General features: G+C 66.4%; 25 protein-coding genes and 2 pseudogenes. 24 read left to right on the top strand and 3 right to left on the bottom strand.

Translation table 11 applies throughout. The annotated features are described in order from the left end of the window. Positions 1-57: 57 nt before the first annotated feature. The 12 genes from HU751_RS10500 (at position 58) to HU751_RS10445 (ending at position 11,857) form a co-directional block, all read left to right on the top strand. On the top strand, positions 58-627 hold the full coding sequence (locus tag HU751_RS10500) for a YqgE/AlgH family protein (protein ID WP_186715953.1): 570 nt from the start codon (positions 58-60) through the stop codon (positions 625-627). Continuing rightward, the gene (ruvX, locus tag HU751_RS10495; RefSeq protein ID WP_028688357.1) at positions 627-1,052 is read left to right on the top strand and encodes a Holliday junction resolvase RuvX; all 426 of its coding nucleotides are present in this window, start codon (positions 627-629) and stop codon (positions 1,050-1,052) included. The genes HU751_RS10500 and ruvX overlap by 1 nt, the downstream gene beginning before the upstream one ends. Before the next feature lie 51 nt (positions 1,053-1,103). Further along, positions 1,104-1,622, top strand: a complete 519-nt coding sequence (pyrR, locus tag HU751_RS10490; protein WP_186733322.1) for a bifunctional pyr operon transcriptional regulator/uracil phosphoribosyltransferase PyrR — start codon at positions 1,104-1,106, stop codon at positions 1,620-1,622. Between the two features lie 12 nt (positions 1,623-1,634). Further along, on the top strand, positions 1,635-2,639 hold the full coding sequence (locus HU751_RS10485; RefSeq protein ID WP_050707248.1) for an aspartate carbamoyltransferase catalytic subunit: 1,005 nt from the start codon (positions 1,635-1,637) through the stop codon (positions 2,637-2,639). Continuing rightward, positions 2,636-3,907 (top strand): dihydroorotase, encoded by a 1,272-nt coding sequence (locus HU751_RS10480; RefSeq protein ID WP_186733321.1) that lies wholly within the window; start codon positions 2,636-2,638, stop codon positions 3,905-3,907. Before HU751_RS10485 ends, HU751_RS10480 begins: the two co-directional genes overlap by 4 nt. Before the next feature lie 182 nt (positions 3,908-4,089). Next, positions 4,090-4,620 carry an ATP-dependent protease subunit HslV gene (gene hslV, locus HU751_RS10475; RefSeq protein ID WP_011536056.1) on the top strand — a complete coding sequence of 177 codons (531 nt, stop codon included), beginning with the start codon at positions 4,090-4,092 and terminating at the stop codon, positions 4,618-4,620. Between the two features lie 73 nt (positions 4,621-4,693). Continuing rightward, entirely contained in the window at positions 4,694-6,037 is a 1,344-nt protein-coding gene (gene hslU / locus HU751_RS10470) for an ATP-dependent protease ATPase subunit HslU (RefSeq protein ID WP_186733320.1), read from the top strand. Between the two features lie 124 nt (positions 6,038-6,161). Beyond that, positions 6,162-6,539, top strand: a complete 378-nt coding sequence (locus HU751_RS10465) for a gamma-butyrobetaine hydroxylase family protein (RefSeq protein WP_046853917.1) — start codon at positions 6,162-6,164, stop codon at positions 6,537-6,539. A gap of 336 nt (positions 6,540-6,875) precedes the next feature. Beyond that, positions 6,876-8,555: a class II poly(R)-hydroxyalkanoic acid synthase gene (gene phaC / locus HU751_RS10460; protein ID WP_050707251.1), complete on the top strand. Its 1,680-nt coding sequence runs from the start codon at positions 6,876-6,878 to the stop codon at positions 8,553-8,555. Positions 8,556-8,619: 64 nt separating this feature from the next. Further along, positions 8,620-9,471, top strand: a complete 852-nt coding sequence (gene phaZ / locus HU751_RS10455) for a poly(3-hydroxyalkanoate) depolymerase (RefSeq protein WP_050707252.1) — start codon at positions 8,620-8,622, stop codon at positions 9,469-9,471. Positions 9,472-9,573: 102 nt separating this feature from the next. Next, complete coding sequence (gene phaC / locus HU751_RS10450; protein ID WP_186733319.1) at positions 9,574-11,238, top strand: class II poly(R)-hydroxyalkanoic acid synthase; 1,665 nt, start codon at positions 9,574-9,576, stop codon at positions 11,236-11,238. Positions 11,239-11,242: 4 nt separating this feature from the next. Further along, positions 11,243-11,857, top strand: a complete 615-nt coding sequence (locus tag HU751_RS10445) for a TetR/AcrR family transcriptional regulator (protein ID WP_186733318.1) — start codon at positions 11,243-11,245, stop codon at positions 11,855-11,857. Positions 11,858-11,942: 85 nt separating this feature from the next. On the opposite strand, the gene HU751_RS10440 is transcribed toward HU751_RS10445, so the two are convergent. The 3 genes from HU751_RS10440 to HU751_RS10430 all read right to left on the bottom strand — a co-directional run bounded on the left by HU751_RS10440 (position 11,943) and on the right by HU751_RS10430 (position 13,638). Next, positions 11,943-12,686 (bottom strand): phasin family protein, encoded by a 744-nt coding sequence (locus HU751_RS10440; protein ID WP_186733317.1) that lies wholly within the window; start codon positions 12,684-12,686, stop codon positions 11,943-11,945. Positions 12,687-12,696: 10 nt separating this feature from the next. After that, positions 12,697-13,119, bottom strand: coding sequence for a phasin family protein (locus HU751_RS10435; RefSeq protein ID WP_028688368.1), 423 nt, complete (start codon positions 13,117-13,119; stop codon positions 12,697-12,699). Positions 13,120-13,362: 243 nt separating this feature from the next. Beyond that, the gene (locus HU751_RS10430; RefSeq protein WP_062360240.1) at positions 13,363-13,638 is read right to left on the bottom strand and encodes a polyhydroxyalkanoic acid system family protein; all 276 of its coding nucleotides are present in this window, start codon (positions 13,636-13,638) and stop codon (positions 13,363-13,365) included. Positions 13,639-13,763: 125 nt separating this feature from the next. Here HU751_RS10430 and ubiE point away from each other — a divergent pair, with 125 nt between their 5' ends. The 12 genes and pseudogenes from ubiE to HU751_RS27270 all read left to right on the top strand — a co-directional run. After that, positions 13,764-14,534 (top strand): bifunctional demethylmenaquinone methyltransferase/2-methoxy-6-polyprenyl-1,4-benzoquinol methylase UbiE, encoded by a 771-nt coding sequence (gene ubiE, locus HU751_RS10425; RefSeq protein ID WP_050707258.1) that lies wholly within the window; start codon positions 13,764-13,766, stop codon positions 14,532-14,534. After that, the gene (locus tag HU751_RS10420; RefSeq protein WP_186733316.1) at positions 14,534-15,157 is read left to right on the top strand and encodes a ubiquinone biosynthesis accessory factor UbiJ; all 624 of its coding nucleotides are present in this window, start codon (positions 14,534-14,536) and stop codon (positions 15,155-15,157) included. Before ubiE ends, HU751_RS10420 begins: the two co-directional genes overlap by 1 nt. After that, positions 15,154-16,767 carry a ubiquinone biosynthesis regulatory protein kinase UbiB gene (ubiB, locus tag HU751_RS10415; RefSeq protein WP_050707260.1) on the top strand — a complete coding sequence of 538 codons (1,614 nt, stop codon included), beginning with the start codon at positions 15,154-15,156 and terminating at the stop codon, positions 16,765-16,767. Before HU751_RS10420 ends, ubiB begins: the two co-directional genes overlap by 4 nt. Before the next feature lie 73 nt (positions 16,768-16,840). Continuing rightward, a complete protein-coding gene (hisI, locus tag HU751_RS10410) occupies positions 16,841-17,233 on the top strand; it encodes a phosphoribosyl-AMP cyclohydrolase (protein ID WP_023632585.1) in 393 nt (130 codons plus the stop codon). A gap of 1 nt (position 17,234) precedes the next feature. Continuing rightward, positions 17,235-17,570 carry a phosphoribosyl-ATP diphosphatase gene (locus HU751_RS10405; protein ID WP_050707262.1) on the top strand — a complete coding sequence of 112 codons (336 nt, stop codon included), beginning with the start codon at positions 17,235-17,237 and terminating at the stop codon, positions 17,568-17,570. A gap of 150 nt (positions 17,571-17,720) precedes the next feature. Continuing rightward, a complete protein-coding gene (locus HU751_RS10400; RefSeq protein ID WP_186733315.1) occupies positions 17,721-17,993 on the top strand; it encodes a twin-arginine translocase TatA/TatE family subunit in 273 nt (90 codons plus the stop codon). A 3-nt stretch (positions 17,994-17,996) separates the two neighbouring features. Beyond that, complete coding sequence (gene tatB / locus HU751_RS10395; RefSeq protein ID WP_186733314.1) at positions 17,997-18,365, top strand: Sec-independent protein translocase protein TatB; 369 nt, start codon at positions 17,997-17,999, stop codon at positions 18,363-18,365. Beyond that, positions 18,362-19,153, top strand: a complete 792-nt coding sequence (gene tatC, locus HU751_RS10390; protein ID WP_110734694.1) for a twin-arginine translocase subunit TatC — start codon at positions 18,362-18,364, stop codon at positions 19,151-19,153. The genes tatB and tatC overlap by 4 nt, the downstream gene beginning before the upstream one ends. Then, positions 19,150-19,857 (top strand): 16S rRNA (uracil(1498)-N(3))-methyltransferase, encoded by a 708-nt coding sequence (locus HU751_RS10385; protein WP_050707264.1) that lies wholly within the window; start codon positions 19,150-19,152, stop codon positions 19,855-19,857. The genes tatC and HU751_RS10385 overlap by 4 nt, the downstream gene beginning before the upstream one ends. Before the next feature lie 99 nt (positions 19,858-19,956). Further along, positions 19,957-21,018, top strand: a pseudogene (locus HU751_RS27280) (methyl-accepting chemotaxis protein); the annotation flags it as partial. Then, the gene (locus HU751_RS27275) at positions 21,001-21,873 is read left to right on the top strand and encodes a methyl-accepting chemotaxis protein (protein WP_437181049.1); all 873 of its coding nucleotides are present in this window, start codon (positions 21,001-21,003) and stop codon (positions 21,871-21,873) included. The pseudogene HU751_RS27280 and the gene HU751_RS27275, both read left to right, overlap by 18 nt. 104 nt (positions 21,874-21,977) lie before the next feature. Then, positions 21,978-23,069, top strand: a pseudogene (locus HU751_RS27270) (methyl-accepting chemotaxis protein); the annotation flags it as partial. Positions 23,070-23,078: the final 9 nt, after the last annotated feature.

Raw genomic sequence — 23,078 nt, 5'->3', positions numbered from 1 at the left:
ACCAACAGCCTTCCGCGCACCTTGTCAGCCTCGTCACCTGGCGCCACACTAGCGGACATGAAAACCCTCGCCCCCAGCTACCTCAAGCACCAGTTCCTGATCGCCATGCCGCACATGGCCGATCCGAACTTTGCCCAGACCCTCACCTACATCGTCGAGCACAATGCCCACGGCGCCATGGGCCTGGTGGTCAACCGCCCGCAGGAGCTGAACCTGGCCGACATCCTCGAGCAGTTGCGCCCCAACGACGAGCCGCCCGCCAGCACCCTGCACATCCCGATCTACCAGGGCGGCCCGGTGCAGACTGACCGCGGCTTCGTGCTGCACAGCAACGACCGCAGCTACCAAGCCACGGTCGAGCTGGAGGGCCTGTCGCTGTCCACCTCCCAGGACGTGCTGTTCGCCATCGCCGCCGGCGACGGCCCGCGCAAGAGCCTGATCACCCTGGGCTACGCGGGCTGGGAAGCCGGCCAGCTGGAGGCGGAGCTGGCCGACAACGCCTGGCTCAACTGCCCCTTCGACCCCGAGATCATCTTCGGCCTGGCCAGCGACCAGCGCCTGGGCGCCGCCGCCGCGAGCCTGGGGATCAACCTCAGCCTGCTGACCAGCCAGGCGGGCCACGCCTGATGGCCGAACTGCGTCTGCTGCTGGGCTTCGACTATGGCACCCGACAGATCGGCGTGGCCGTCGGCCAGGTAATCACCGGCCAGGCCCGCGAGCTGTGCACGCTCAAGGCCCAGAACGGCGTGCCGGACTGGAACCAGGTCGAGAAGCTGATCAAGGAGTGGAAACCCGACGCCATCGTCGTCGGCCTGCCGCTGAACATGGACGGCACGCCCAGCGAGATGAGCGAGCGCGCCGAGAAATTCGCCCGGCGCCTGCACGGCCGCTACAACCTGCCGGTGCACACCCACGACGAACGCCTGACCACCTTCGAGGCCAAGGGCGAGCAGATGGCCCGGGGCGGGCGCCACGGCAGCTACCGCGACAACCCGGTCGACGCCATCGCCGCCGCCCTGCTGCTGCAAGGCTGGCTGGAGGCCAACACTTAAATCCGCTTTGCCGCCGGCTGGAGCCGGCGCCCGCCTTCCGAGGAGCACGCAATGAGCCTACCCAATCCCGCCGACCTGATCCGGCAGATGGCCGTCGACCTTCGCGCCCACCTGGCCCGCCGCGGCATCACCGAGCCGCGTTTCATCGGCATCCGCACCGGCGGAGTGTGGGTGGCCCAGGCCCTGCAGGCCGAGCTGGGCGACCAGGGCCCGCTGGGTACCCTGGATGTGTCCTTCTACCGCGACGACTTCAGCCAGAACGGCCTGCACCCGCAGGTGCGCCCTTCGGAGCTGCCGTTCGAGATCGAAGGCCAGCACCTGGTGCTGGTAGACGATGTGCTGATGAGCGGGCGCACCATCCGCGCCGCCCTCAACGAACTGTTCGACTATGGCCGTCCGGCCAGCGTGACCCTGGCCTGCCTGCTCGACCTGGATGCCGGCGAACTGCCGATCCGGCCGAATGTACTCGGCGCCACCCTGTCCCTGGCTGCCCATGAACGGGTAAAATTGACCGGACCCACGCCGCTCGCCCTCGAGCGCCAGGACCTCGCTCCCGCTTCCGCCCTTTAAGAGTCCCCCGCGATGACGCCATTCGACGCCAAGCGCCCGCTGCAGCTCAATGATCAGGGCCAGCTGCGCCACTTCCTCTCGCTCGACGGTTTGCCCCGCGAACTGCTCACCGAGATCCTCGACACCGCCGACTCGTTCCTCGAAGTCGGCGCCCGGGCCGTGAAGAAAGTCCCGTTGCTGCGCGGCAAGACCGTGTGCAACGTGTTCTTCGAGAACTCCACCCGTACCCGCACCACCTTCGAACTGGCCGCCCAGCGCCTGTCGGCCGACGTGATCAGCCTGAACGTGTCGACTTCCTCGACCAGCAAGGGCGAGACCCTGTTCGACACCCTGCGCAACCTGGAGGCCATGGCCGCCGACATGTTCGTCGTGCGCCACTCCGATTCCGGCGCCGCCCACTTCATCGCCGAGCATGTGTGCCCGGACGTGGCGGTGATCAACGGTGGTGACGGCCGTCACGCCCACCCGACCCAGGGTATGCTCGACATGCTCACCATTCGTCGGCACAAGGGCGGTTTCGAAAACCTCTCCGTGGCCATCGTCGGCGACATCCTGCACTCGCGGGTGGCCCGCTCGGACATGCTCGCGCTCAAGGCGCTGGGCTGCCCGGACATCCGCGTGATCGGCCCGAAGACGCTGATCCCGATCGGTATCGAGCAGTACGGGGTGAAGGTCTACACCGACCTCGCCGAAGGCCTCAAGGACGTCGACGTGGTGATCATGCTGCGCCTGCAGCGCGAGCGCATGGCCGGTGGCCTGCTGCCCAGCGAGGGCGAGTTCTACCGCCTGTTCGGCCTGACCACCGCGCGCCTGGCCGGGGCCAAGCCGGATGCCATCGTCATGCACCCGGGCCCGATCAACCGCGGCGTGGAAATCGAATCGGCGGTGGCCGACGGCCAGCACTCGGTGATCCTCAACCAGGTCACCTACGGCATCGCCGTGCGCATGGCCGTGCTGTCCATGGCCATGAGCGGGCAGAACGCGCAACGTCAATTCGACCAGGAGAACGCCCAGTGACCATCAGCATTATCGGCGCCCGGGTCATTGATCCTGCCAGCGGCCTGGACCGCATCACCGACCTGCACCTGGACGGCGGCCGCATAGCCGCCATCGGCGCGGCGCCGGCCGGCTTCAACGCCAGCCGCACGATCCAGGCCGACGGCCTGGTAGCCGCCCCGGGCCTGGTCGACCTCGGTGTTTCCCTGCGCGAGCCGGGCTACAGCCGCAAGGGCAACATCGCCAGCGAAACCCGTGCCGCCGTGGCCGGCGGCGTCACCAGCCTGTGCTGCCCACCGCAGACCAAGCCGGTGCTGGACACCTCGGCGGTCGCCGAACTGATCCTCGACCGCGCTCGCGAGGCGGCCAACAGCAAGGTTTACCCGATCGGCGCCCTGACCAAGGGCCTGGAAGGCGAGCAACTGGCCGAACTGGTGGCCCTGCGCGACACCGGTTGCGTGGCCTTCGGCAACGGCCTCAAGGAAATCCCCAACAACCGCACCCTGGCCCGTGCCCTGGAATACGCGGCGACCTTCGACCTGACCGTGGTGTTCCACTCCCAGGACCGCGACCTGTCGCAAGGCGGCCTGGCCCACGAAGGCCCGATGGCCAGCTTCCTCGGCCTGCCGGGCATCCCGGAAACCGCCGAGACCGTGGCCCTGGCCCGTAACCTGCTGCTGGTCGAGCAGACCGGTGTGCGCGCCCACTTCACCCAGATCACCAGCGCCCGCGGCGCCCGGCTGATCGCCCAGGCCCAGGCGCTGGGGCTGCCGGTCACCGCCGACGTGGCGCTGTACCAGCTGATCCTCACCGACGAAGCGCTGCGCGACTTCTCCAGCCTGTACCACGTGCAGCCGCCGCTGCGCACCGCCGCCGACCGCGATGGCCTGCGCGAGGCGGTGAAGTCCGGGGTGATCCAGGCAATTTCCAGCCACCATCAGCCCCACGAACGTGATGCCAAGCTGGCGCCGTTCGGTGCCACCGAGCCGGGGATCAGCAGCGTCGAACTGCTGCTGCCGCTGGCCATGACCCTGGTCGAGGACGGCCTGCTCGACCTGCCGACCCTGCTGGCACGCCTGAGCAGCGGCCCGGCCGCGGCCATGCGCCTGCCGGCTGGCGAGCTGAAGGTGGGCGGCGCGGCGGACCTGGTGCTGTTCGACCCGAAAGCGTCCACTGTTGCCGGCGAGCAGTGGTTCTCTCGCGGCGCGAACTGCCCGTTCATCGGCCACTGCCTGCCGGGCGCGGTACGTTATACCTTGGTCGATGGGCACGTCTGCCACGAGGCCTGAGTAACGCCCATCGCGGGGCAAGCCCGCTCCCACGCGCTCGCGTGGGAGCGGGCTTGCCCCGCGATCGTTTCGGAAACATCCTGTCTTGCTCGCCGCTCATCCCCTGCGGTTGAAATCCTTCCCCCCTCCCCCCATATGAGTCTGCATCAGGCATTTTCGCCCCGCTGCGTGGAGACTCTCCCTTGACTACCATCGTTTCTGTCCGCCGTAACGGCAAAGTCGTCATGGGCGGCGACGGCCAGGTTTCCCTCGGCAACACCGTGATGAAAGGCAACGCCAAGAAAGTCCGTCGCCTGTACAACGGCCAGGTCATCGCCGGCTTCGCCGGTGCCACCGCCGATGCCTTCACCCTGTTCGAGCGCTTCGAAGCCCAGCTGCAGAAACACTCCGGCCACCTGGTGCGTGCTGCCGTCGAGCTGGCCAAGGAATGGCGCACCGACCGCTCCCTGAGCCGCCTGGAAGCCATGTTGGCCGTGGCCAACAAGGACGCCTCCCTGATCATCACCGGCAACGGCGACGTGGTCGAACCCGAGGACGGCCTGATCGCCATGGGTTCCGGTGGCGGCTACGCCCAGGCTGCTGCCCGCGCCCTGCTGAACAAGACCGACCTCTCGGCCCGTGAAATCACCGAGGCCGCCCTGAATATCGCCGGCGACATCTGCGTGTTCACCAACCACAACCTGACCATCGAGGAGCAGGACCTGGCCGAGTGATCAGTTGTTTTGGCGTCCCGCCCACAGCGGGACTTTTCCACACTGATGACTGCGCCCCAGGACCCTATTGATCATGTCCATGACCCCCCGCGAAATCGTTCACGAACTCAACCGCCACATCATCGGCCAGGACGATGCCAAGCGCGCCGTCGCCATTGCCCTGCGCAACCGCTGGCGGCGCATGCAGCTCCCCGCCGAGCTGCGTGCCGAAGTGACCCCCAAGAACATCCTGATGATCGGCCCCACCGGTGTCGGCAAGACCGAGATCGCCCGCCGCCTGGCCAAGCTGGCCAACGCGCCGTTCATCAAGGTCGAAGCGACCAAGTTCACCGAAGTCGGCTACGTTGGCCGTGACGTCGAGTCGATCATCCGCGACCTGGCCGACGCCGCGCTGAAGATGCTGCGCGAGCAGGAAATCGTCCGCGTGCGCCACCGCGCCGAGGACGCCGCCGAAGACCGCATTCTCGACGCCCTGCTGCCGCAGGCGCGGGTCAGCAGCTTCAGCGAGGAAGCCCAGCAGTCCAGCACCGACTCCAACACCCGCCAGCTGTTCCGCAAGCGCCTGCGCGAAGGCCAGCTGGACGACAAGGAAATCGAGATCGAAGTCGCCGAGAACATGGGCGTCGAGATCGCCGCGCCGCCCGGCATGGAAGAGATGACCAACCAGCTGCAGAGCCTGTTCGCCAACATGGGCAAGGGCAAGCGCAAGACCCGCAAGCTGAAGGTCAAGGAAGCGCTGAAGATGGTCCGCGACGAAGAAGCGAGCCGTCTGGTCAACGAGGAAGAGCTCAAGGGCAAGGCCCTGGAAGCAGTCGAGCAGCACGGCATCGTGTTCATCGACGAAATCGACAAGGTGGCCAAGCGCGGCAATGTCGGCGGCGCCGATGTCTCCCGTGAAGGCGTGCAGCGCGACCTGCTGCCGCTGATCGAGGGCTGCACCGTCAACACCAAGCTGGGCATGGTCAAGACCGACCACATCCTGTTCATCGCCTCTGGCGCGTTCCACCTGAGCAAGCCGAGCGATCTGGTACCCGAGCTGCAGGGCCGCCTGCCGATCCGTGTCGAGCTCAAGGCGCTGACCCCTGAAGACTTCGAGCGCATCCTCAAGGAGCCGCACGCCTCGCTGACCGAGCAGTACAGCGCCCTGCTCAAGACCGAGGGCCTGAACATCGAGTTCGCCGACGAAGGCCTCAAGCGCCTGGCCGAGATCGCCTACCAGGTCAACGAGAAGACCGAGAACATCGGTGCCCGCCGCCTGCACACCCTGCTCGAGCGCCTGCTCGAAGAGGTGTCGTTCAGCGCCGGCGACCTGGCCAGCGCCCACGACGAAACGCCGATCCACATCGACGCCGCCTACGTGAACAGCCACCTGGGCGAGCTGGCGCAGAACGAAGACCTGTCGCGTTACATCCTGTAAGACCATCGCGGGGCAAGCCCGCTCCCACGATCAGCGTGGGAGCGGGCTTGCCCCGCGAATGCCCCTTGAATCCATGCGCCAGAAGCTCGAAGCTTGCTCCATCCGCTTCCCTGAGACCCAGCCCATGGCCCGCCTGCCCACCGCGATAAACCTGCACAAAGCCTCCAAGACCCTCACCCTCACCTACGCCCCCGGCGAGGTCTACCACCTGCCCGCCGAATTCCTGCGCGTGCACTCCCCCTCCGCCGAGGTCCAGGGCCACGGCAATCCCATCCTGCAATTTGGCAAGATCAACGTCGGCCTCAGCGGCCTGGAACCGGCCGGTCAATATGCACTGAAACTGACCTTCGACGACGGCCATGACTCCGGATTGTTCACCTGGGAGTACCTCGAGCAGTTGTGCCTGCGCCAGGAGCAGCTGTGGGCCGATTACCTCGACGAATTGCACAAGGCCGGCAAATCCCGCGACCCGTCCGAATCGGTGGTGAAATTGATGCTCTAGCTCAAGGCTCGCAAGCTTTAGAGCGCATTTTCTAATCTCATCTGCTTGAATGCCTTGATGACTGCCAAAGATTGGCTGTCTTGCGCATTACACGAAAGTCGGGTAACCAATGGAGCTGGCAAGTTCCCTGCATTGCCTTGATGGCAGGCAGGGCCAGGCCGGTATGTAGAGGTCGCGAGCGAAAGCAGGTTGTCTTCACACGCAGAAACCCACGCAGCTCATCATCGGCACGCATCCGGTCGCAGCACCGCTGTTCCTTATCACTGGTCACCCGAGTAGCAGTACCGGGCTGTCACAGCACGCCGGTACTCGTCTCAGGACAACGGAGCGTCGTAGATGAGTAACAAGAACAACGATGAGTTGCAGCGGCAGGCCTCGGAAAACACCCTGGGGCTGAACCCGGTCATCGGCATTCGCCGCAAGGATTTGCTGACATCGGCGCGCACTGTGCTGCGCCAGGCGGTACGCCAGCCCCTGCACAGCGCCAAGCACGTGGCGCATTTCGGCCTGGAGCTGAAAAACGTGCTGCTGGGCAAGTCGGCCCTGCAGCCTGAAGGCGACGACCGTCGCTTCGCCGACCCGGCATGGAGCAAGAACCCCCTGTACCGCCGCTACCTGCAGACCTACCTGGCCTGGCGCAAGGAGCTCAACGACTGGATCGGCGAAAGCGACCTGTCGCCCCAGGACATCAGCCGCGGGCAGTTCGTCATCAACCTGGTGACCGAGGCCATGGCCCCCACCAACACCCTCTCCAACCCCGCCGCGGTCAAGCGCTTCTTCGAGACCGGCGGCAAGAGCCTGCTCGACGGGCTGTCCAACCTGGCCAAGGACATCGTCAACAACGGCGGCATGCCCAGCCAGGTGAACATGGAGGCCTTCGAGGTCGGCAAGAACCTCGGCACCAGCGAAGGCTCGGTGGTGTACCGCAACGATGTGCTGGAACTCATCCAGTACAGCCCCATCACCGAGCAGGTGCACAGCCGTCCGCTGCTGGTGGTGCCGCCACAGATCAACAAGTTCTACGTGTTCGACCTGAGCCCGGAAAAGAGCCTGGCGCGCTTCTGCCTGCGCTCCCAGCAGCAGACCTTCATCGTCAGCTGGCGCAACCCGACCAAGGCCCAGCGCGAGTGGGGCCTGTCGACCTACATCGACGCGCTCAAGGAGGCGGTCGACGCGGTGCTGGCGATCACCGGCAGCAAGGACCTGAACATGCTCGGCGCCTGCTCCGGCGGCATCACCTGCACCGCGCTGGTGGGCCACTACGCCGCGCTCGGCGAGAAGAAGGTCAACGCCCTGACCTTGCTGGTGAGCGTGCTCGACACCACCGTCGACACCCAGGTCGCGCTGTTCGTCGACGAGCAGACGTTGGAGGCGGCCAAACGCCACTCCTACCAGGCCGGGGTGCTCGAAGGCAGCGACATGGCCAAGGTGTTCGCCTGGATGCGCCCCAACGACCTGATCTGGAACTACTGGGTCAACAACTACCTGCTCGGCAACGAACCGCCGGTATTCGACATCCTGTTCTGGAACAACGACACCACCCGTCTGCCGGCCGCCTTCCACGGCGACCTGATCGAGATGTTCAAGAACAACCCGCTGACCCGCTCCGACGCCCTCGAAGTGTGCGGCACCGCCATCGACCTGAAGAAGGTCGACTGCGACATCTACAGCGTCGCCGGCACCGCCGACCACATCACCCCATGGCAGTCGTGCTACCGCTCGGCGCACCTGTTCGGCGGCAAGATCGAGTTCGTGCTGTCCAACAGCGGCCATATCCAGAGCATCCTCAACCCACCGGGCAACCCCAAGGCGCGCTTCATGACCGGCGAGGACCGCCCGGACGATCCGGTGGCCTGGCAGGAGAACGCCATCAAGCATGCCGATTCCTGGTGGCTGCACTGGCAGGCCTGGCTGGGCGAGCGCGCCGGCGAACTCAAGAAGGCGCCTACAAAGCTGGGTAACCGCACCTATACCGCAGGCGAGGCCGCACCGGGAACATACGTGCACGAGCGTTGAACCGAACCGCCGCGATGGGCCTGTCGGTGCATCGCGGCGCTACCTTCACCACAGAGTCACGCGCATGCCGCAACCGTACATCTTCAGGACCGTCGAGCTGGACGAGCAGTCCATACGCACCGCAGTCCGCCCGGGCAAGCCACACCTGACGCCGCTGCTGATCTTCAACGGCATCGGCGCCAACCTCGAGCTGGTATTTCCGTTCATCGAGGCGCTGGACCCGGACCTGGAGGTCATCGCCTTCGACGTGCCCGGGGTCGGCGGCTCGTCGACGCCCCGCCACCCCTACCGCTTTCCCGGCCTGGCCAAGCTGACCGCGCGCATGCTCGACTACCTGGACTACGGCCAGGTCAATGTCATCGGCGTGTCCTGGGGCGGCGCCCTGGCCCAGCAGTTCGCCCACGACTACCCCGAGCGCTGCAAGAAGCTGGTGCTGGCCGCCACCGCCGCTGGCGCGGTGATGGTGCCGGGCAAGCCCAAGGTGCTGTGGATGATGGCCAGCCCGCGGCGCTATGTGCAGCCCTCCCATGTGATCCGCATCGCCCCGCTGATCTACGGCGGCGGCTTCCGGCGCGACCCGGACCTGGCCATGCACCACGCCTCCAAGGTCCGCTCGGGCGGCAAGCTGGGCTACTACTGGCAGCTGTTCGCCGGGCTCGGCTGGACCAGCATCCACTGGCTGCACAAGATCCACCAACCCACCCTGGTGCTGGCCGGCGACGACGATCCGTTGATCCCCCTGATCAACATGCGCCTGCTGGCCTGGCGAATTCCCAATGCCCAGCTACACATAATCGACGACGGCCACCTGTTCCTGATCACCCGGGCCGAGGCCGTCGCGCCGATCATCATGAAATTCCTCGAGCAGGAACGCCAACGCGCGGTCATGCACCCCCGGCCCGCTGCGCGCACCTGATGCCGATCGCGGGACAAGCCCGCACCCTGCGCCCCAGAAAAGCTGGCGTGGGAGCGGGCTTGCCCCGCGATCGGTCCGATTGCTAAACGATGGAGTGTTGGCATGAAAGACAAACCGGTGCCCGTCACCAGCATGAACGTGCAGAACGCCATCACCGGCCTGCGCGGTCGCGACCTCATCTCGACCCTGCGCCAGGTCGGCAGGATCAGCCTGCGCAACCCGCTGCACACCGCCCACCACCTGCTGAGCCTGGGCGGCCAACTGGGCCGCGTGTTGATCGGCGACAGCCCCTACCAGCCTAACCCCCGCGACACGCGCTTCAGCGACCCGACCTGGAGCCAGAACCCGTTCTACCGTCGCGGCCTGCAGGCCTACCTGGCCTGGCAAAAGCAGACCCGCCTGTGGATCGAGGAAAGCAGCCTGGCCGACGATGATCGCGCCCGGGCACAGTTCCTGTTCAACCTGGTCAGCGACGCCTTCGCCCCGAGCAACTCGCTGCTCAACCCTCTGGCAGTCAAGGAACTGTTCAATACCGGTGGCCTGAGCCTGCTGCGCGGGGCCAGCCATCTGCTCGACGACCTGCGCCACAACGACGGCCTGCCGCGCCAGGTGGACGAGCGGGCCTTCGAGGTCGGCGGCAACCTGGCCGCCACCCCGGGCGCGGTGGTGTTTCGCAACGAGCTGCTGGAGCTGATCCAGTACAAGCCCATGAGCGAGAAACAGTACGCCAGGCCGTTGCTGGTGGTACCGCCGCAGATCAACAAGTTCTACATCTTCGACCTGGGCCCGACCAACAGTTTCGTCCAGTACATGCTCAAGCAAGGCTTGCAGGTGTTCATGGTCAGCTGGCGCAACCCTGACCCGCGCCACCGCGAATGGGGCCTGTCCAGCTACGTGCAGGCCCTGGAGGAAGCGCTCAATGCCTGCCGCAGCATCAGCGGCAGCCGCGATCCCAACCTGATGGGCGCCTGCGCCGGCGGCCTGACCATGGCCGCCCTGCAAGGCCACCTGCACGCCAAGAAACAGCTGCGCAAGGTGCGCAGCGCCACTTACCTGGTGAGCTTGCTCGACAGCCAGTTCGACAGCCCCGCCAGCCTGTTTGCCGACGAGCAGACCGTGGAGGCGGCCAAGCGCCGCTCGTACCAGCGCGGCGTGCTCGACGGCGGCGAAGTGGCGCGGATCTTCGCCTGGATGCGGCCCAACGACCTGATCTGGAACTACTGGGTCAACAACTACCTGATGGGCAAGACCCCGCCGGCGTTCGACATTCTCTACTGGAACGCCGACAACACCCGCCTGCCCGCCGCCCTGCACGGCGACCTGCTGGACTTCTTCAAACTCAACCCGCTGACCTTCCCCGAAGGGCTGGAAGTGTGCGGTACGCCGATCGACCTCAAGCAGGTCGGGCTGGACAGCTTCACCGTGGCCGGCAGCAACGACCACATCACCCCGTGGGACGCCGTTTACCGCTCGGCCCTGCTGCTCGGCGGCGATCGGCGTTTCATCCTGGCCAACAGCGGCCATATCCAGAGCATCATCAACCCGCCCGGCAACCCCAAGGCCTACTACCTGGAAAACCCCAAGCTCTCCAGCGACCCACGGGCCTGGTTCCACGACGCCCAGCGCCGCGACGGCAGCTGGTGGCCGCTGTGGCTGGAATGGATCAGCGAGCGCTCGGGTACGCTGAAGACACCCCGCGAGGAACTGGGCAACGCCACCTACCCACCGCTGGGCCCCGCGCCGGGCAACTACGTATTGGCGCGCTGACCGGATGAAGACCCGCGACCGTATCCTCGAATGTGCCTTGCAGCTGTTCAACCGCCAGGGCGAGCCGAACGTCTCCACCCTGGAGATCGCCAACGAACTGGGGATCAGCCCCGGCAACCTGTACTACCACTTCCACGGCAAGGAGCCGCTGGTGATCGGCCTGTTCGAGCGCTTCGAAGAGGAGCTGATGACGCTGCTCGACCCGCCCCTGGATGTGCGCCTGGACGCCGAGGACTACTGGCTGTTCCTGCACCTGATCGTCGAGCGCATGGCCCAGTACCGCTTTTTGTTCCAGGACCTGTCCAACCTCACCGGGCGCCTGCCCAAGCTGGCGCGGGGCATGCGCAGCCTGATCAACGCCCTCAAGCGCACCCTGGCCGCGTTGCTGGCCAGCCTCAAGGGCCAGGGCCAGGTGACCAGTGAGACCCAGGCGCTGGGACAACTGGTGGAGCAGATCACCCTGACCCTGATGTGCTCGCTGGACTACCAGCGGGTGCTGGGGCGCGAGGGCGACGTGGTGGTGGTGGTGTACCAGGTGATGATGCTGGTGGCGCCGCATCTGCAGGCACCGGCGCGCAGCGCGGCGGAGCAGTTGGCGATGCGGTATCTGGAAGGCTGAAACGATCACGGGGCAAGCCCACCCCCACGCGTCCTGTACAGGCTTCGTGGGAGCGGGCTTGCCCCGCGATCAGGGCGACGCGGTGTCAGGCCTGGGTGGCCGCGTTCACCGGTGCGGACGGCGTGCTGCTGGCCGGGGCCGCGCTCGGGGCCGGAGCCGCGGTGGCGGCAGGCGCCGGAGCGGCCGGCTTGGCTGCCACAGGCTTGGCCGGAGCCGCTTTCTTCACGGCCGGTTTCTTGGCCGCAGCGGGTTTTGCCGCCGGTTTGGCCACCGCTGGTTTGGCTGTCGGTTTGGCTGCCGCGGTTTTCGCCGCAGGCTTGGCCGCCGGTTTTGCCGCGGCGGTCTTGGCCGCAGGCTTGGCTGCCGCCTTGGCCAGGGGCTTGGCCGCGGTCTTGCTGGCACTGGCCTTGGAGATCGGAGTCACCGACGCACCGGTCAGCTTCTCGATCTGCTTGGTCAGCGAGTCGACCTGCTGGTGCAGGGCCTTGATCTCATTGCGGCTGGGCACGCCCAGGCGCGAGATGGCGCTGTTCAGGCGCTTGTCGAAGGCCTCTTCCAGCTCGCTCCACTTGCCCAGCGCACGGTCCTTCACGCCAGACACCCGGGAGTTGGTCGACGACTTGGCGCTTTCGGCCACGTCTTCGGCGGTTTTCTTCGCCTGCTTCTCGGCCTTTTCGCCATCCTTCACCAGCGAATCGAACAGCTTCGGACCATCCTGGTCGACCTTGGAGTAGATACCCAGGCCAGCCAACCAGATCTTGCGGGAGTACTTCTCGATTCCGCCGATCCAGGAGCTGCCTTCTTTCTCGGTGTTCTTCTTGCCAGCCATCCTGCTCTCCTTATGGTTTGTGCGCGACGCGCTCGAGCAGCTCGTGCAGCTGTTCAAGCTTGATGGACAACGCCTCAACGTCATGTTTAGACGGAATGCCGAGGCGATTCAAGGCGCGACCGACACGGGCGTCGAAGGCTTTCTCGATTTTGTCCAGTTGGACCTCGACCTTGCCGCGTACCCGGCTGACTTCCTGGGTGGCTTCATCGAGATGGCCGTTGGCGGCCTCGATCTCTTTACCCAGGCGCTTCTTGCCGCGTTTCTCGACGCCTTCGCCGGCCTTCACCAGCTCCTTGAAGTAGTCGGAACCTTCCTGGCCGACGCGGGCGTAGGCACCGATGCCCGCCAGCCAGATCTTGCGGGCGTAGCCACGCACCTCGCCCAGGGTACTGCCTTGGGCGTCGTCTTTCTGCTTGAGATTCACTTTGGCCATGCTCTGCACCTCATGCTCGTTCAAGGGGAGGGAGGAACTGCCCTGGGAGGCAGGGCTTGAGCGTGAAGGTAGGCGGAAAAATTAGAATCCTCACCCTAAGGTGGGGTCATGCAGCGCTTGCGTGGGAGCGGGCTTGCCCCGCGATAGCGCCAGCCCGGGCAATCGCTATCGCGGGGCAAGCCCGCTCCCACAACACCTGCTCCCACAAGGCCCGCGCCCGCAAACAGCAAGGAGCGCGCAGTGTCAGGCCAGGGCCTTGTCCAGCGCCCGCTCGATCTCGCCCTTGATGCTGGCGCTCATCATCGACAGCATCATGCCCAGCTTCAGCTCTACGCGGATGGTGTCCTCGCCAATGTGCACGCTGCCGTTGGCGCCGCTGCGCGTCACATCGACGCGGTCGCCATTCCAGGTGGCCTTGAGGTCGTATTCGCGGCTGAGCCTGTCGACCAGCGCCTCGGCCTTGGCACGGGCGGCGTCACGGCCGAGGGAGTGTTTGCGTTCGACGCTGATCTGGGTCATGCGGGTGATCCTGGATATGTAGACATAATCGCCATTATGCCCGCCCCCTCTGCATGACACACCCCGCCAAGACAAATCCGCCCGCAGCCCCTAGAATGGCCGTAATTTTTTTCTGGTGAAGCGATATGACCGACCAGCGCAAAGGCGACCACGCCGAACCCACTACCCACTTCGGCTACCAGGACGTGCCCGAGAGCCAGAAGGCGAAGAAAGTCGCCGAGGTGTTCCACTCGGTGGCCGCCAAGTACGACCTGATGAACGACGTGCTGTCCGGCGGCATGCACCGCCTGTGGAAGCGCTTCACCATCGAGCTGTCCGGCGTGCGCAGCGGCAACCGGGTGCTGGACATCGCCGGTGGCACCGGCGACCTGGCCGCCAAGTTCTCGCGCCTGGTCGGCCCGACCGGCCAGGTGGTACTGGCCGACATCAACGACTCGATGCTCAAGGTCGGCCGTGACCGACTGCTCGACCGCGGCGTGGCCGGCAACATCGAGTTCGTCCAGGCCGACGCCGAGAAGCTGCCGTTCCCGGACAACCACTTCGACTGCGTGACCATCGCCTTCGGCCTGCGCAACGTGACCCACAAGGACGAAGCCATCCGCTCCATGCTGCGGGTGCTCAAGCCCGGTGGCCGCCTGTTGATCCTGGAGTTCTCCAAGCCGACCAACAAGCTGATGTCCAAGGCCTACGACGCCTACTCGTTCGCCTTCATGCCGCTGGCCGGCAAGCTGATCACCAACGACTCGGAAAGCTACCGCTACCTGGCCGAATCGATCCGCATGCACCCCGACCAGGAAACGCTCAAGAGCATGATGGTCGAGGCCGGCTTCGACCGCGTCACCTACCACAACATGACCAGCGGCATCGTCGCCGTGCACCGGGGGATCAAGCCCTGATGCTCCTGGCCGGCCTGCTCGCCAGCGCCGAGCACGGGCTCAACCGTGTCCTGCGCCTGGACAGCACCGCCCTCCAGCGCCTGGCGGCGCTGGAGGGCCGGGTGATCGAGATCGACTGCGTGCAGCCGGCCCTGAAGCTGTTCGTGCTGCCCGACGAGGAAGGCCTGATGCTCGCCGCCCACTGGGAGGGCGAGGTCGACTGCACCCTGCGCGCCCCTGCAGGGCGCCTGGCGCAGCTGGCCCTGGCCAAGGACAAGACCGCCGTGCTGCACAGCCCCCAGGTCGAACTGCATGGCGACAGCGCCGTGCTGCTCGACCTGTTCGGCATCGTGCAGGACCTGGAACTGGACTGGGAATACGAGCTGCAGCGCTGGCTGGGCCCGGTGCCCACCGCGCTGATCGCCGGCCACCTGCGCCTGCGCGCGCGCTGGACCCGCCAGGGCCTGGCCCGCTTCGGCGAGAACCTCTCCGAGTACCTGGCCGAGGAATCCCGCACCTTGGTCGGCAAACGCGAAGCCGAAGCGGCGTTCAGCGAACTCGATGCGCTGAAAGTCGATATCGAACGTCTCGAGGCGCGCCTGCGCCGCCTCGCCCACACTCTTGATACCAGCGATAACGCATGAAGCTGCTCGCCGTCCGCCGTCTGTTGCGCATCCAGCGCGTCGTGATCCGCTACCGCCTCGATGACCTGCTGTTCGAACAGCCCCTGCTGCCCTGGTGGCTGGCCAGCCTGCGCCTGCTGATGCCCTGGCGCTGGCTGCCGCGCAAGCCCCTGGAGCTGAGCCGCGGCGCGCGCCTGCGCCTGGCGCTGCAGGACCTGGGGCCGATCTTCATCAAGTTCGGCCAGTTGCTTTCCACCCGCCGCGACCTGCTGCCCACCGACATCGCCGACGAGCTGATGCTGCTGCAGGACCGGGTGCCGCCATTCGACCCGCAGCACGCCGTGGCACTGATCGAGGAACAGCTCGGGGCGAAGGTGGCCGAGGTGTTCAGCCGCTTCGACGTCGAGCCGCTGGCCTCGGCCTCGGTGGCCCAGGTCCACGCCGCGCGCCTGAAGAGCGGCGAGGAAGTGGTGGTCAAGGTGGTGCGCCCGGGCCTCAAGCCGGTCATCGCCCAGGACCTGGCCTGGCTGTTCCTGATCGCCAAGGCCGCCGAGCGCGCCTCGGCCGATGCCCGCCGCCTGCACCCGGTGGAGATCGTCGGCGACTACGAGAAGACCATCTACGACGAGCTCGACCTGCTGCGCGAGGCGGCCAACGCCAGCCAGCTGCGACGCAACTTCGAAGGCTCCGAGCTGATGTACGTGCCCCAGGTGTACTGGGACTTCTGCCGGCCCAAGGTGCTGGTGATGGAGCGCATCTACGGCGTGCCGGTCACCGACATGGCCACCCTGGCCGACCAGCGCACCGACATGAAGATGCTCGCCGAGCGGGGGGTGGAAGTGTTCTTCACCCAGGTGTTCCGCGACAGCTTCTTCCACGCCGACATGCACCCGGGCAACATCTTCGTCAGCACGGTCAAGCCGTGGAGCCCGCAGTACATCGCCATCGACTGCGGCATCGTCGGCAGCCTGACGGCCGAGGACCAGGACTACCTGGCGCGCAACCTGATCGCCTTCTTCAAGCGCGACTACCGCCGCGTGGCCCAGCTGCACATCGATTCGGGCTGGGTGCCGGCCCAGACCAAGGTCAACGAGTTCGAGGCGGCGATCCGCACCGTGTGCGAGCCGATCTTCGAAAAACCGCTCAAGGACATCTCCTTCGGCCAGGTGCTGATGCGCCTGTTCCAGACCGCCCGGCGCTTCAACATGGAAGTCCAGCCGCAGCTGGTGCTGCTGCAGAAGACCCTGCTCAACATCGAAGGCCTGGGCCGCCAGCTGTACCCCGACCTCGACCTGTGGAGCACCGCCAAGCCGTTCCTCGAGCGCTGGATGCGCGAGCGCATGAGCCCGAAGGCGGTGATCGGCAACCTGTACAGCCAGGCCGAGCAACTGCCGCACCTGGCCGACATGACCCGCGACCTGCTCGAACGCCTGTCGCAACCGCACCTGCACGATGCGCAACTGCCCGAGCGGCGCCGTGCCGGCGACAACTGGGCGCTGCGCCTGCTCGGCGCCGGCCTGCTCGGCGGCGGCGCCACCCTGGCCGCCGGTGCCGTCAGCCTCAGCGCCCCGGCCGCCTGGCCCGCATGGTTGATGCTGGCCGCGGGCCTGTACCTGATCGTGCGCCGATAGCCAGCCGCGCCGCCGGCTGGCACACTAGCGCAAAGGGGCCCGGTACGGGAGCGGGCCCGGTTTGGAGTCGACGATGAAAGACTGGCTGGACGAGATCAAGTGGAACAGCGATGGCCTGGTGCCGGCGATCGCCCAGGACCACAAGACCGGGCGCGTGCTGATGATGGCCTGGATGAACCGTGAATCCCTCGCCCTGACCGCCGCCGAGCATCGCGCCATCTATTGGTCGCGCTCGCGGGGCAAGCTGTGGCGCAAGGGCGAGGAGTCGGGCCATGTGCAGAAACTGCATGAAATGCGCCTGGACTGCGACGCCGACGTGATCATCCTGATGGTCGAGCAACTGGGTCATATCGCCTGCCATACCGGCCGTGAAAGCTGCTTCTACCGCGTCTTCGAGGACGGCCAGTGGAAAATCGTCGACCCGGTCCTGAAGGATCCGGACGCCATCTACAGCGCAGGACACTGACATGAGCGACACCCTGAACCGCCTCGCCGAGGTGCTGGAAGAACGCAAGCACGCGGCGCCGGACAGCAGCTACGTGGCCAGCCTGTATCACAAGGGCCTGAACAAGATCCTCGAGAAGCTCGGCGAAGAGTCCATCGAGACCATCATCGCCGCCAAGGATGCCGCCGCCAGCAAGGATTACAGCGATGTCATCTATGAAACCGCAGACCTGTGGTTTCATAGCCTGGTCATGCTCAGCGCGCTCGGCCAGCATCCGCAGGCGGTGCTTGACGAGCTGGAGCGTCGGTTCGGGTTGTCCGGGCATGACGAGAAGGCTGCGCGTCAGCCTTCTGCCTGAAGATTGCCGGGGGCGCGTTGCGTCCCTTTCGCGACACAAGGCCGCTCCTACAGGGGGCCGCGTCGCCTGAACGATTCGCTGAACCCTGTGATGGGCTGCAAGGCAGCCCCGGGGCCCGATAGACCGACACACATTTTTCAGGAGTACGAAATGGGCATTTTTGACTGGAAACACTGGATCGTCCTGCTGGTCGTCGTGGTGCTGGTGTTCGGCACCAAGAAGCTGAAGAACTTCGGCAGCGACCTGGGCGAATCGATCAAGGGCTTCCGCAAGGCCATGAACGAAGAAGAAACCAAGCCCGCCGAGCAGGCCCCGCCGCCGGCGCAACCGGTTCCGCCGGTGCAGAACACCGCGCAGCAGGCCCAGGGCCACACCATCGAGGGCCAGGCCCAGCCGGTCCAAGAGCCGCAGCGGAAAGACTGACCCATGTTCGGCATCAGTTTCAGCGAGCTGCTGCTCGTCGGCCTGGTCGCCCTGCTGGTGCTCGGCCCCGAGCGCCTGCCGGGGGCCGCGCGCACCGCAGGCCTGTGGATCGGCCGCCTCAAGCGCAGCTTCAACGCGATCAAGATGGAGGTCGAGCGCGAGATCGGCGCCGACGACATCCGCCGCCAGCTGCACAACGAGCACATCCTGCAGATGGAGCAGGAGGCCAAGCGCATCCTCAATCCGCTGACGCCACCGGCGCAGCCGCCGGCCAGTACTGAAACGCCCGCCACACCCGCCGTCGAAGCCGCCCCCGCGCAGCCGACCGCGACGCCACCCTCCGAGCCGCCCCAACCGCCACGAGCCCCATGAGCGAGAATCCGGAACATGACCAGCCGATGCCGCTGGTCTCGCACCTGACCGAACTGCGCACCCGCCTGCTGCGCTGCGTCGCCGCCATCTTCCTGATCTTCGCCGGGCTGTTCTCCTTCGCCCAGCAGATCTACACCCTGGTCTCGGCGCCGCTGCGCGCGCACCTGCCGGCCAACGCGACGATGATCGCCACCGACGTGGCCTCGCCGTTCCTGACGCCGTTCAAGCTGACCATGATCGTCTCGCTGTTCCTGGCGATCCCGTTCATCCTGCAGCAGATCTGGGGGTTCATCGCCCCGGGCCTGTACCGCCACGAAAAGCGCATCGCCATCCCGCTGCTGGTATCGAGCATTTTCCTGTTCTATGCCGGCATGGCCTTCGCCTACTTCCTGGTGTTCCCGCTGATCTTCGGCTTCTTCGCCAGCGCCACCCCCGAGGGCGTGTCGATGATGACCGACATTTCCAGCTACCTCGACTTCGTCATGACCCTGTTCTTCGCCTTCGGCGTCGCCTTCGAGATCCCGGTGGCGGTGGTGCTGCTGGTGTGGATCGGCGTGGTCGACGTGCAGTACCTGAAGAAGATCCGCCCGTACGTGATCATCGGCTGCTTCGTGGTCGGCATGATCCTCACCCCGCCGGACATCTTCTCCCAGACCCTGCTGGCCGTGCCCATGTGGATGCTGTTCGAGGTCGGCGTGCTGTGCGGCAGCCTGATCCGCAAGCGCAGCCACGAGCCGGACGAAGCGAACAACGACCACAACGACCAGCCGCCAGCGACCCAACCGTGAACCTGTTGCTTCTTGAAGAGGCCGACTTCGTGTCGGCCGACCGTGTCGTCCTGGCCGATCGCCGCTTCACCCACATGCAGGAGATCCACCGCGTGGCGGTGGGCGACAGCCTGCGCGTCGGGCGCATCGGCGGCCTGATGGGCAAGGCCGAGGTCATCCGCCTCGAAGGCCATGAGGCCGAACTGCGGGTGGCCTTCGACCAGCCGCCGCCGGCCAAGCTGCCGCTGACCCTGGTGCTGGCCGTGCCGCGGCCGAAGATGCTGCGCCGGCTGTTCCAGACGGTCGCCACCCTGGGCGTGCCGCGGCTGATCCTGGTCAACAGCTACAAGGTCGAGAAGAGCTTCTGGCAGACACCATTCCTGCAGCCCGAGACCATCCGCGAAAACCTCATTCTCGGCCTGGAGCAGGCCCGCGACACGGTGCTGCCGGAAGTGATCATCGAGAAGCGCTTCAAGCCCTTCGTCGAAGACCGCCTGCCCGCCATCGCCGAAGGCACCCTGGGCCTGGTCGGCCATCCCGGTCCCTACCCTGCCTGCCCGCGCGCCGTGGAAGGCCCGGTGACCCTGGCGATCGGCCCCGAAGGCGGCTGGATCCCCTACGAGGTCGAACTGCTCGGCAAGGCCGGCCTGGCCCCGGTGCAGCTGGGCGATCGCATCCTGCGGGTGGAAACGGCGGTCACCGCCCTGCTCTCGCGAATTTTCTGACGCCAAGGTCAGGTTTTTACCATCAAGTTTCCCCGCCCCGCGCCGATGGCCTGTGCAACAGAACAATAATCCGCACTGCCACGCGCCGGGGAGTCGTCTATGTACCGTTGGTTTGCCCAGTCACTGGGAAATGTAAGCGTCAATCGCAAATTGGGGATCGGCTTCGGCCTGGTGCTGCTGCTCACCCTCGGCATCACCTTCACCGGCTGGCTGGGCATCGACAGCGTCACCAGCCGTGGCGACAAGCTCGGCAACATCTCGGTGATCCACCAGTACACCCAGGACCTGCGCCTGGCCCGCCTGGGCTATGAACGCAACCGAGACGACGCCGCCGTGGCGGAACTGGAAAAGGCCCTGGCCAACCTCGAGCGCCAAGTGCAGTTCATGCTCGGCCAGATCGAGCTCCCCGCCGACCGCCAGCGCCTGGACAAACAGCAGGACGCCGTGCGCCAGTACCAGCAGGCCTTCGCCGAACTCAAGCAGGCCGGCCAGCGCCGCGAGGCCAGCCGCGCCACCCTGGGCGACAGCGCCGACAAGGCCGCCGAGCTGATCGGCAAGGTCCAGCAGCGTCTTTTGCAGGGCGGTGATATCCAGCAGTACCAGGAAGTAGTGCAGGTCGCCGCCCTGTTGCAGCAGGCACGCTTCCAGGTGCGCGGCTACACCTACAGCGGCAAGGCCGAATTCCAGCAGACCGCCCTCGGCGCCATCGATCAGGCCATGACCGTGCTCAAGGCCCTGCCGGGCAAGCTTCCGGCCGAATTCGCCGCCAGCCTCGACGACGCCGCTGGCGCACTGGCCGCCTACCGCGACGCGGTAAACCAGTTCGGCAACGCCCAGGCCGCCAGCGAGCAGGCGCTGACGCGCATGTCCGCGCAAGGCCAGCTGCTGCTGGTTACCAGCCAGGAAATGAGCGTTTCGCAAACCACCGTGCGCGACCAGGGCACCCAGCAGGCCAAGACCCTGCTGGCCGGCGCCACCGCCCTGGCCCTGCTGCTGGGGGTGCTGGCCGCCTTCGCCATCACCCGGCAGATCATCGTACCGCTGCGCCAGACCCTCGCCGCCGCCGAGCGCGTGGCCGGCGGCGACCTGCGCCAGGACCTCAAGGCTGATCGGCGCGACGAACTGGGCCAGTTGCAGGCCAGCATGCAGCGCATGACCCAGGGCCTGCGCGAGCTGATCGGCGGCATCGGCGACGGCGTGACGCAGATCGCCAGCGCCGCCGAGGAACTGTCGGCGGTCACCGAGCAGACCAGCGCCGGGGTCAACAACCAGAAGGTCGAGACCGACCAGGTCGCCACCGCCATGAACGAGATGACCGCCACCGTCCAGGAAGTGGCGCGCAACGCCGAGCAGGCCTCGGAAGCGGCGCTGATGGCCGACCAGCAGGCCCGCGAGGGCGACAAGGTGGTGGGCGAGGCGATCAGCCAGATCGAGCGCCTGGCCGGCGAGGTGGTCAATTCCAGCGAAGCGATGAGCCAGCTCAAGGCCGAGAGCGACAAGATCGGCAGCGTGCTCGATGTGATCAAATCGGTAGCCCAGCAGACTAACCTGCTGGCGCTCAACGCCGCCATCGAGGCCGCCCGCGCCGGCGAAGCGGGCCGTGGCTTCGCCGTGGTCGCCGACGAGGTGCGCAGCCTGGCCCAGCGCACCCAGCAGTCCACCGAAGAGATCGAGGAACTGATCGCCAGCCTGCAGAACGGCACCGAGCGCGTGGCCAGCGTCATGGACAGCAGCCGTGCCCTGACTGACAGCAGCGTCGAACTGACCCGCCGCGCCGGTGACTCGCTGGGTACCATCACCCGCACCGTGTCGTCGATCCAGTCGATGAACCAGCAGATCGCCACCGCCGCCGAGCAACAGAGCGCCGTGGCCGAAGAGATCAACCGCAGCGTGATGAACGTACGCGACATCTCCGACCAGACCTCGGCGGCGAGCGAGGAGACCGCCAGTTCCAGCGTCGAGTTGGCCCGCCTGGGGACGCATCTGCAGGGCCTGGTAGGGCGTTTCAGGCTCTAATTCACGGCTTGCGGGCTGTAGGCACTGCCCTTCAGCCCGCAGCGAATTTTCCTACTCAATTTGCAGGTCCAGTCCGACGGACTTCCGGCCGATGAGCAAGGGCCATGGCGGCATTCTGCCGCCATGGCCTTTTCTCAATTGGACGGAGACCTGCCATGTTCGGATACCTTGACCGCCAGCTCGGCAACCTTGGCGTCGGGCTCAAGCTCGCCCTGGGTTTTGCCGTGGTGCTGCTGCTCACCCTGGCCACCACCCTCAGCGGCTGGAGCGCCCTGGACGGCGCCATCGAGCGCTCGGAGCAGCTCGGCGACATCGGCCTACTCGACGACCTGACCCGTGACCTGCGCGCCGAGCGCATCACCTACCGGGTACTCGCCGACGACGTCAGCAAGACCCGCATCGCGACCATCCTGGAGCAGTTGCACGACCGCCTGACCCTGCTGCTGCAACGCAGCGGCGTCGATACGTCACGGCAGATGCTGAACCAGAAACTCCAGTTGCTGCAGCGCCTGAAGGCCGACTTCGCCAGCCTGCAGAGCACCGTTGCCAGCCGCGAAGGCTTGCGTGCAGCGATGCAGGCGCAGGCAGGCGTGCTCGAAGCCGTGATCGACGAGCTGCAGACCCAGGCCCTGCTGAAGCTGCCGGGCGACGGCCGGCAGGGCAGCGTGGTCGGTCTCATGGATACCCTGGGCCGCCATATCGAATCCGCCAGCCAGCAAAGCCTGGTGCCGGCCTATGCCTTCTCGCCCCGGGACAGCTTCGCCAGCATGGGCGATGCCGCGCTGCAGGCAGCGGACACCAGTCTGGGTCAGTTGCTGCGGGCCATCGCCCCGTTGGAGCTGCCCGGGACGCTGACCCAACGCCCACAGGTGGAACTGGACCGCTACCGCGACACCCTGCGCCAATACCGCGACACCGCGCTCAAGGTCGAGCAGTTGCAGGACGGCATGGAGAAAATGGGCGACGAACTGCAGGTCGTGAGCCGTGAGCTGAGCGAGCGCAAGCTCGAGCAGCGCGACAACGAGGCCCTGGCCGACCGTTCGCTGCTGACCAGCGTGGCCGTGCTGGCGCTGGTGTTCGGCATCCTGGCCGCCTGGCTGATCACCAGGCAGGTCACCCAGCCCCTGCGCCAGGTGCTGGCCCAGGCGGAGCGCATCGCCCGTGGCGACCTGAGCCAAGTACAGACGGTGCAACGCCGCGACGAG

This window comes from Pseudomonas peradeniyensis (assembly GCF_014268935.2).
Lineage (GTDB): Bacteria > Pseudomonadota > Gammaproteobacteria > Pseudomonadales > Pseudomonadaceae > Aquipseudomonas > Aquipseudomonas peradeniyensis.
Note: the sequence above shows the minus strand (reverse complement) of the source record. Positions and strands in the feature narration are given on the sequence as shown.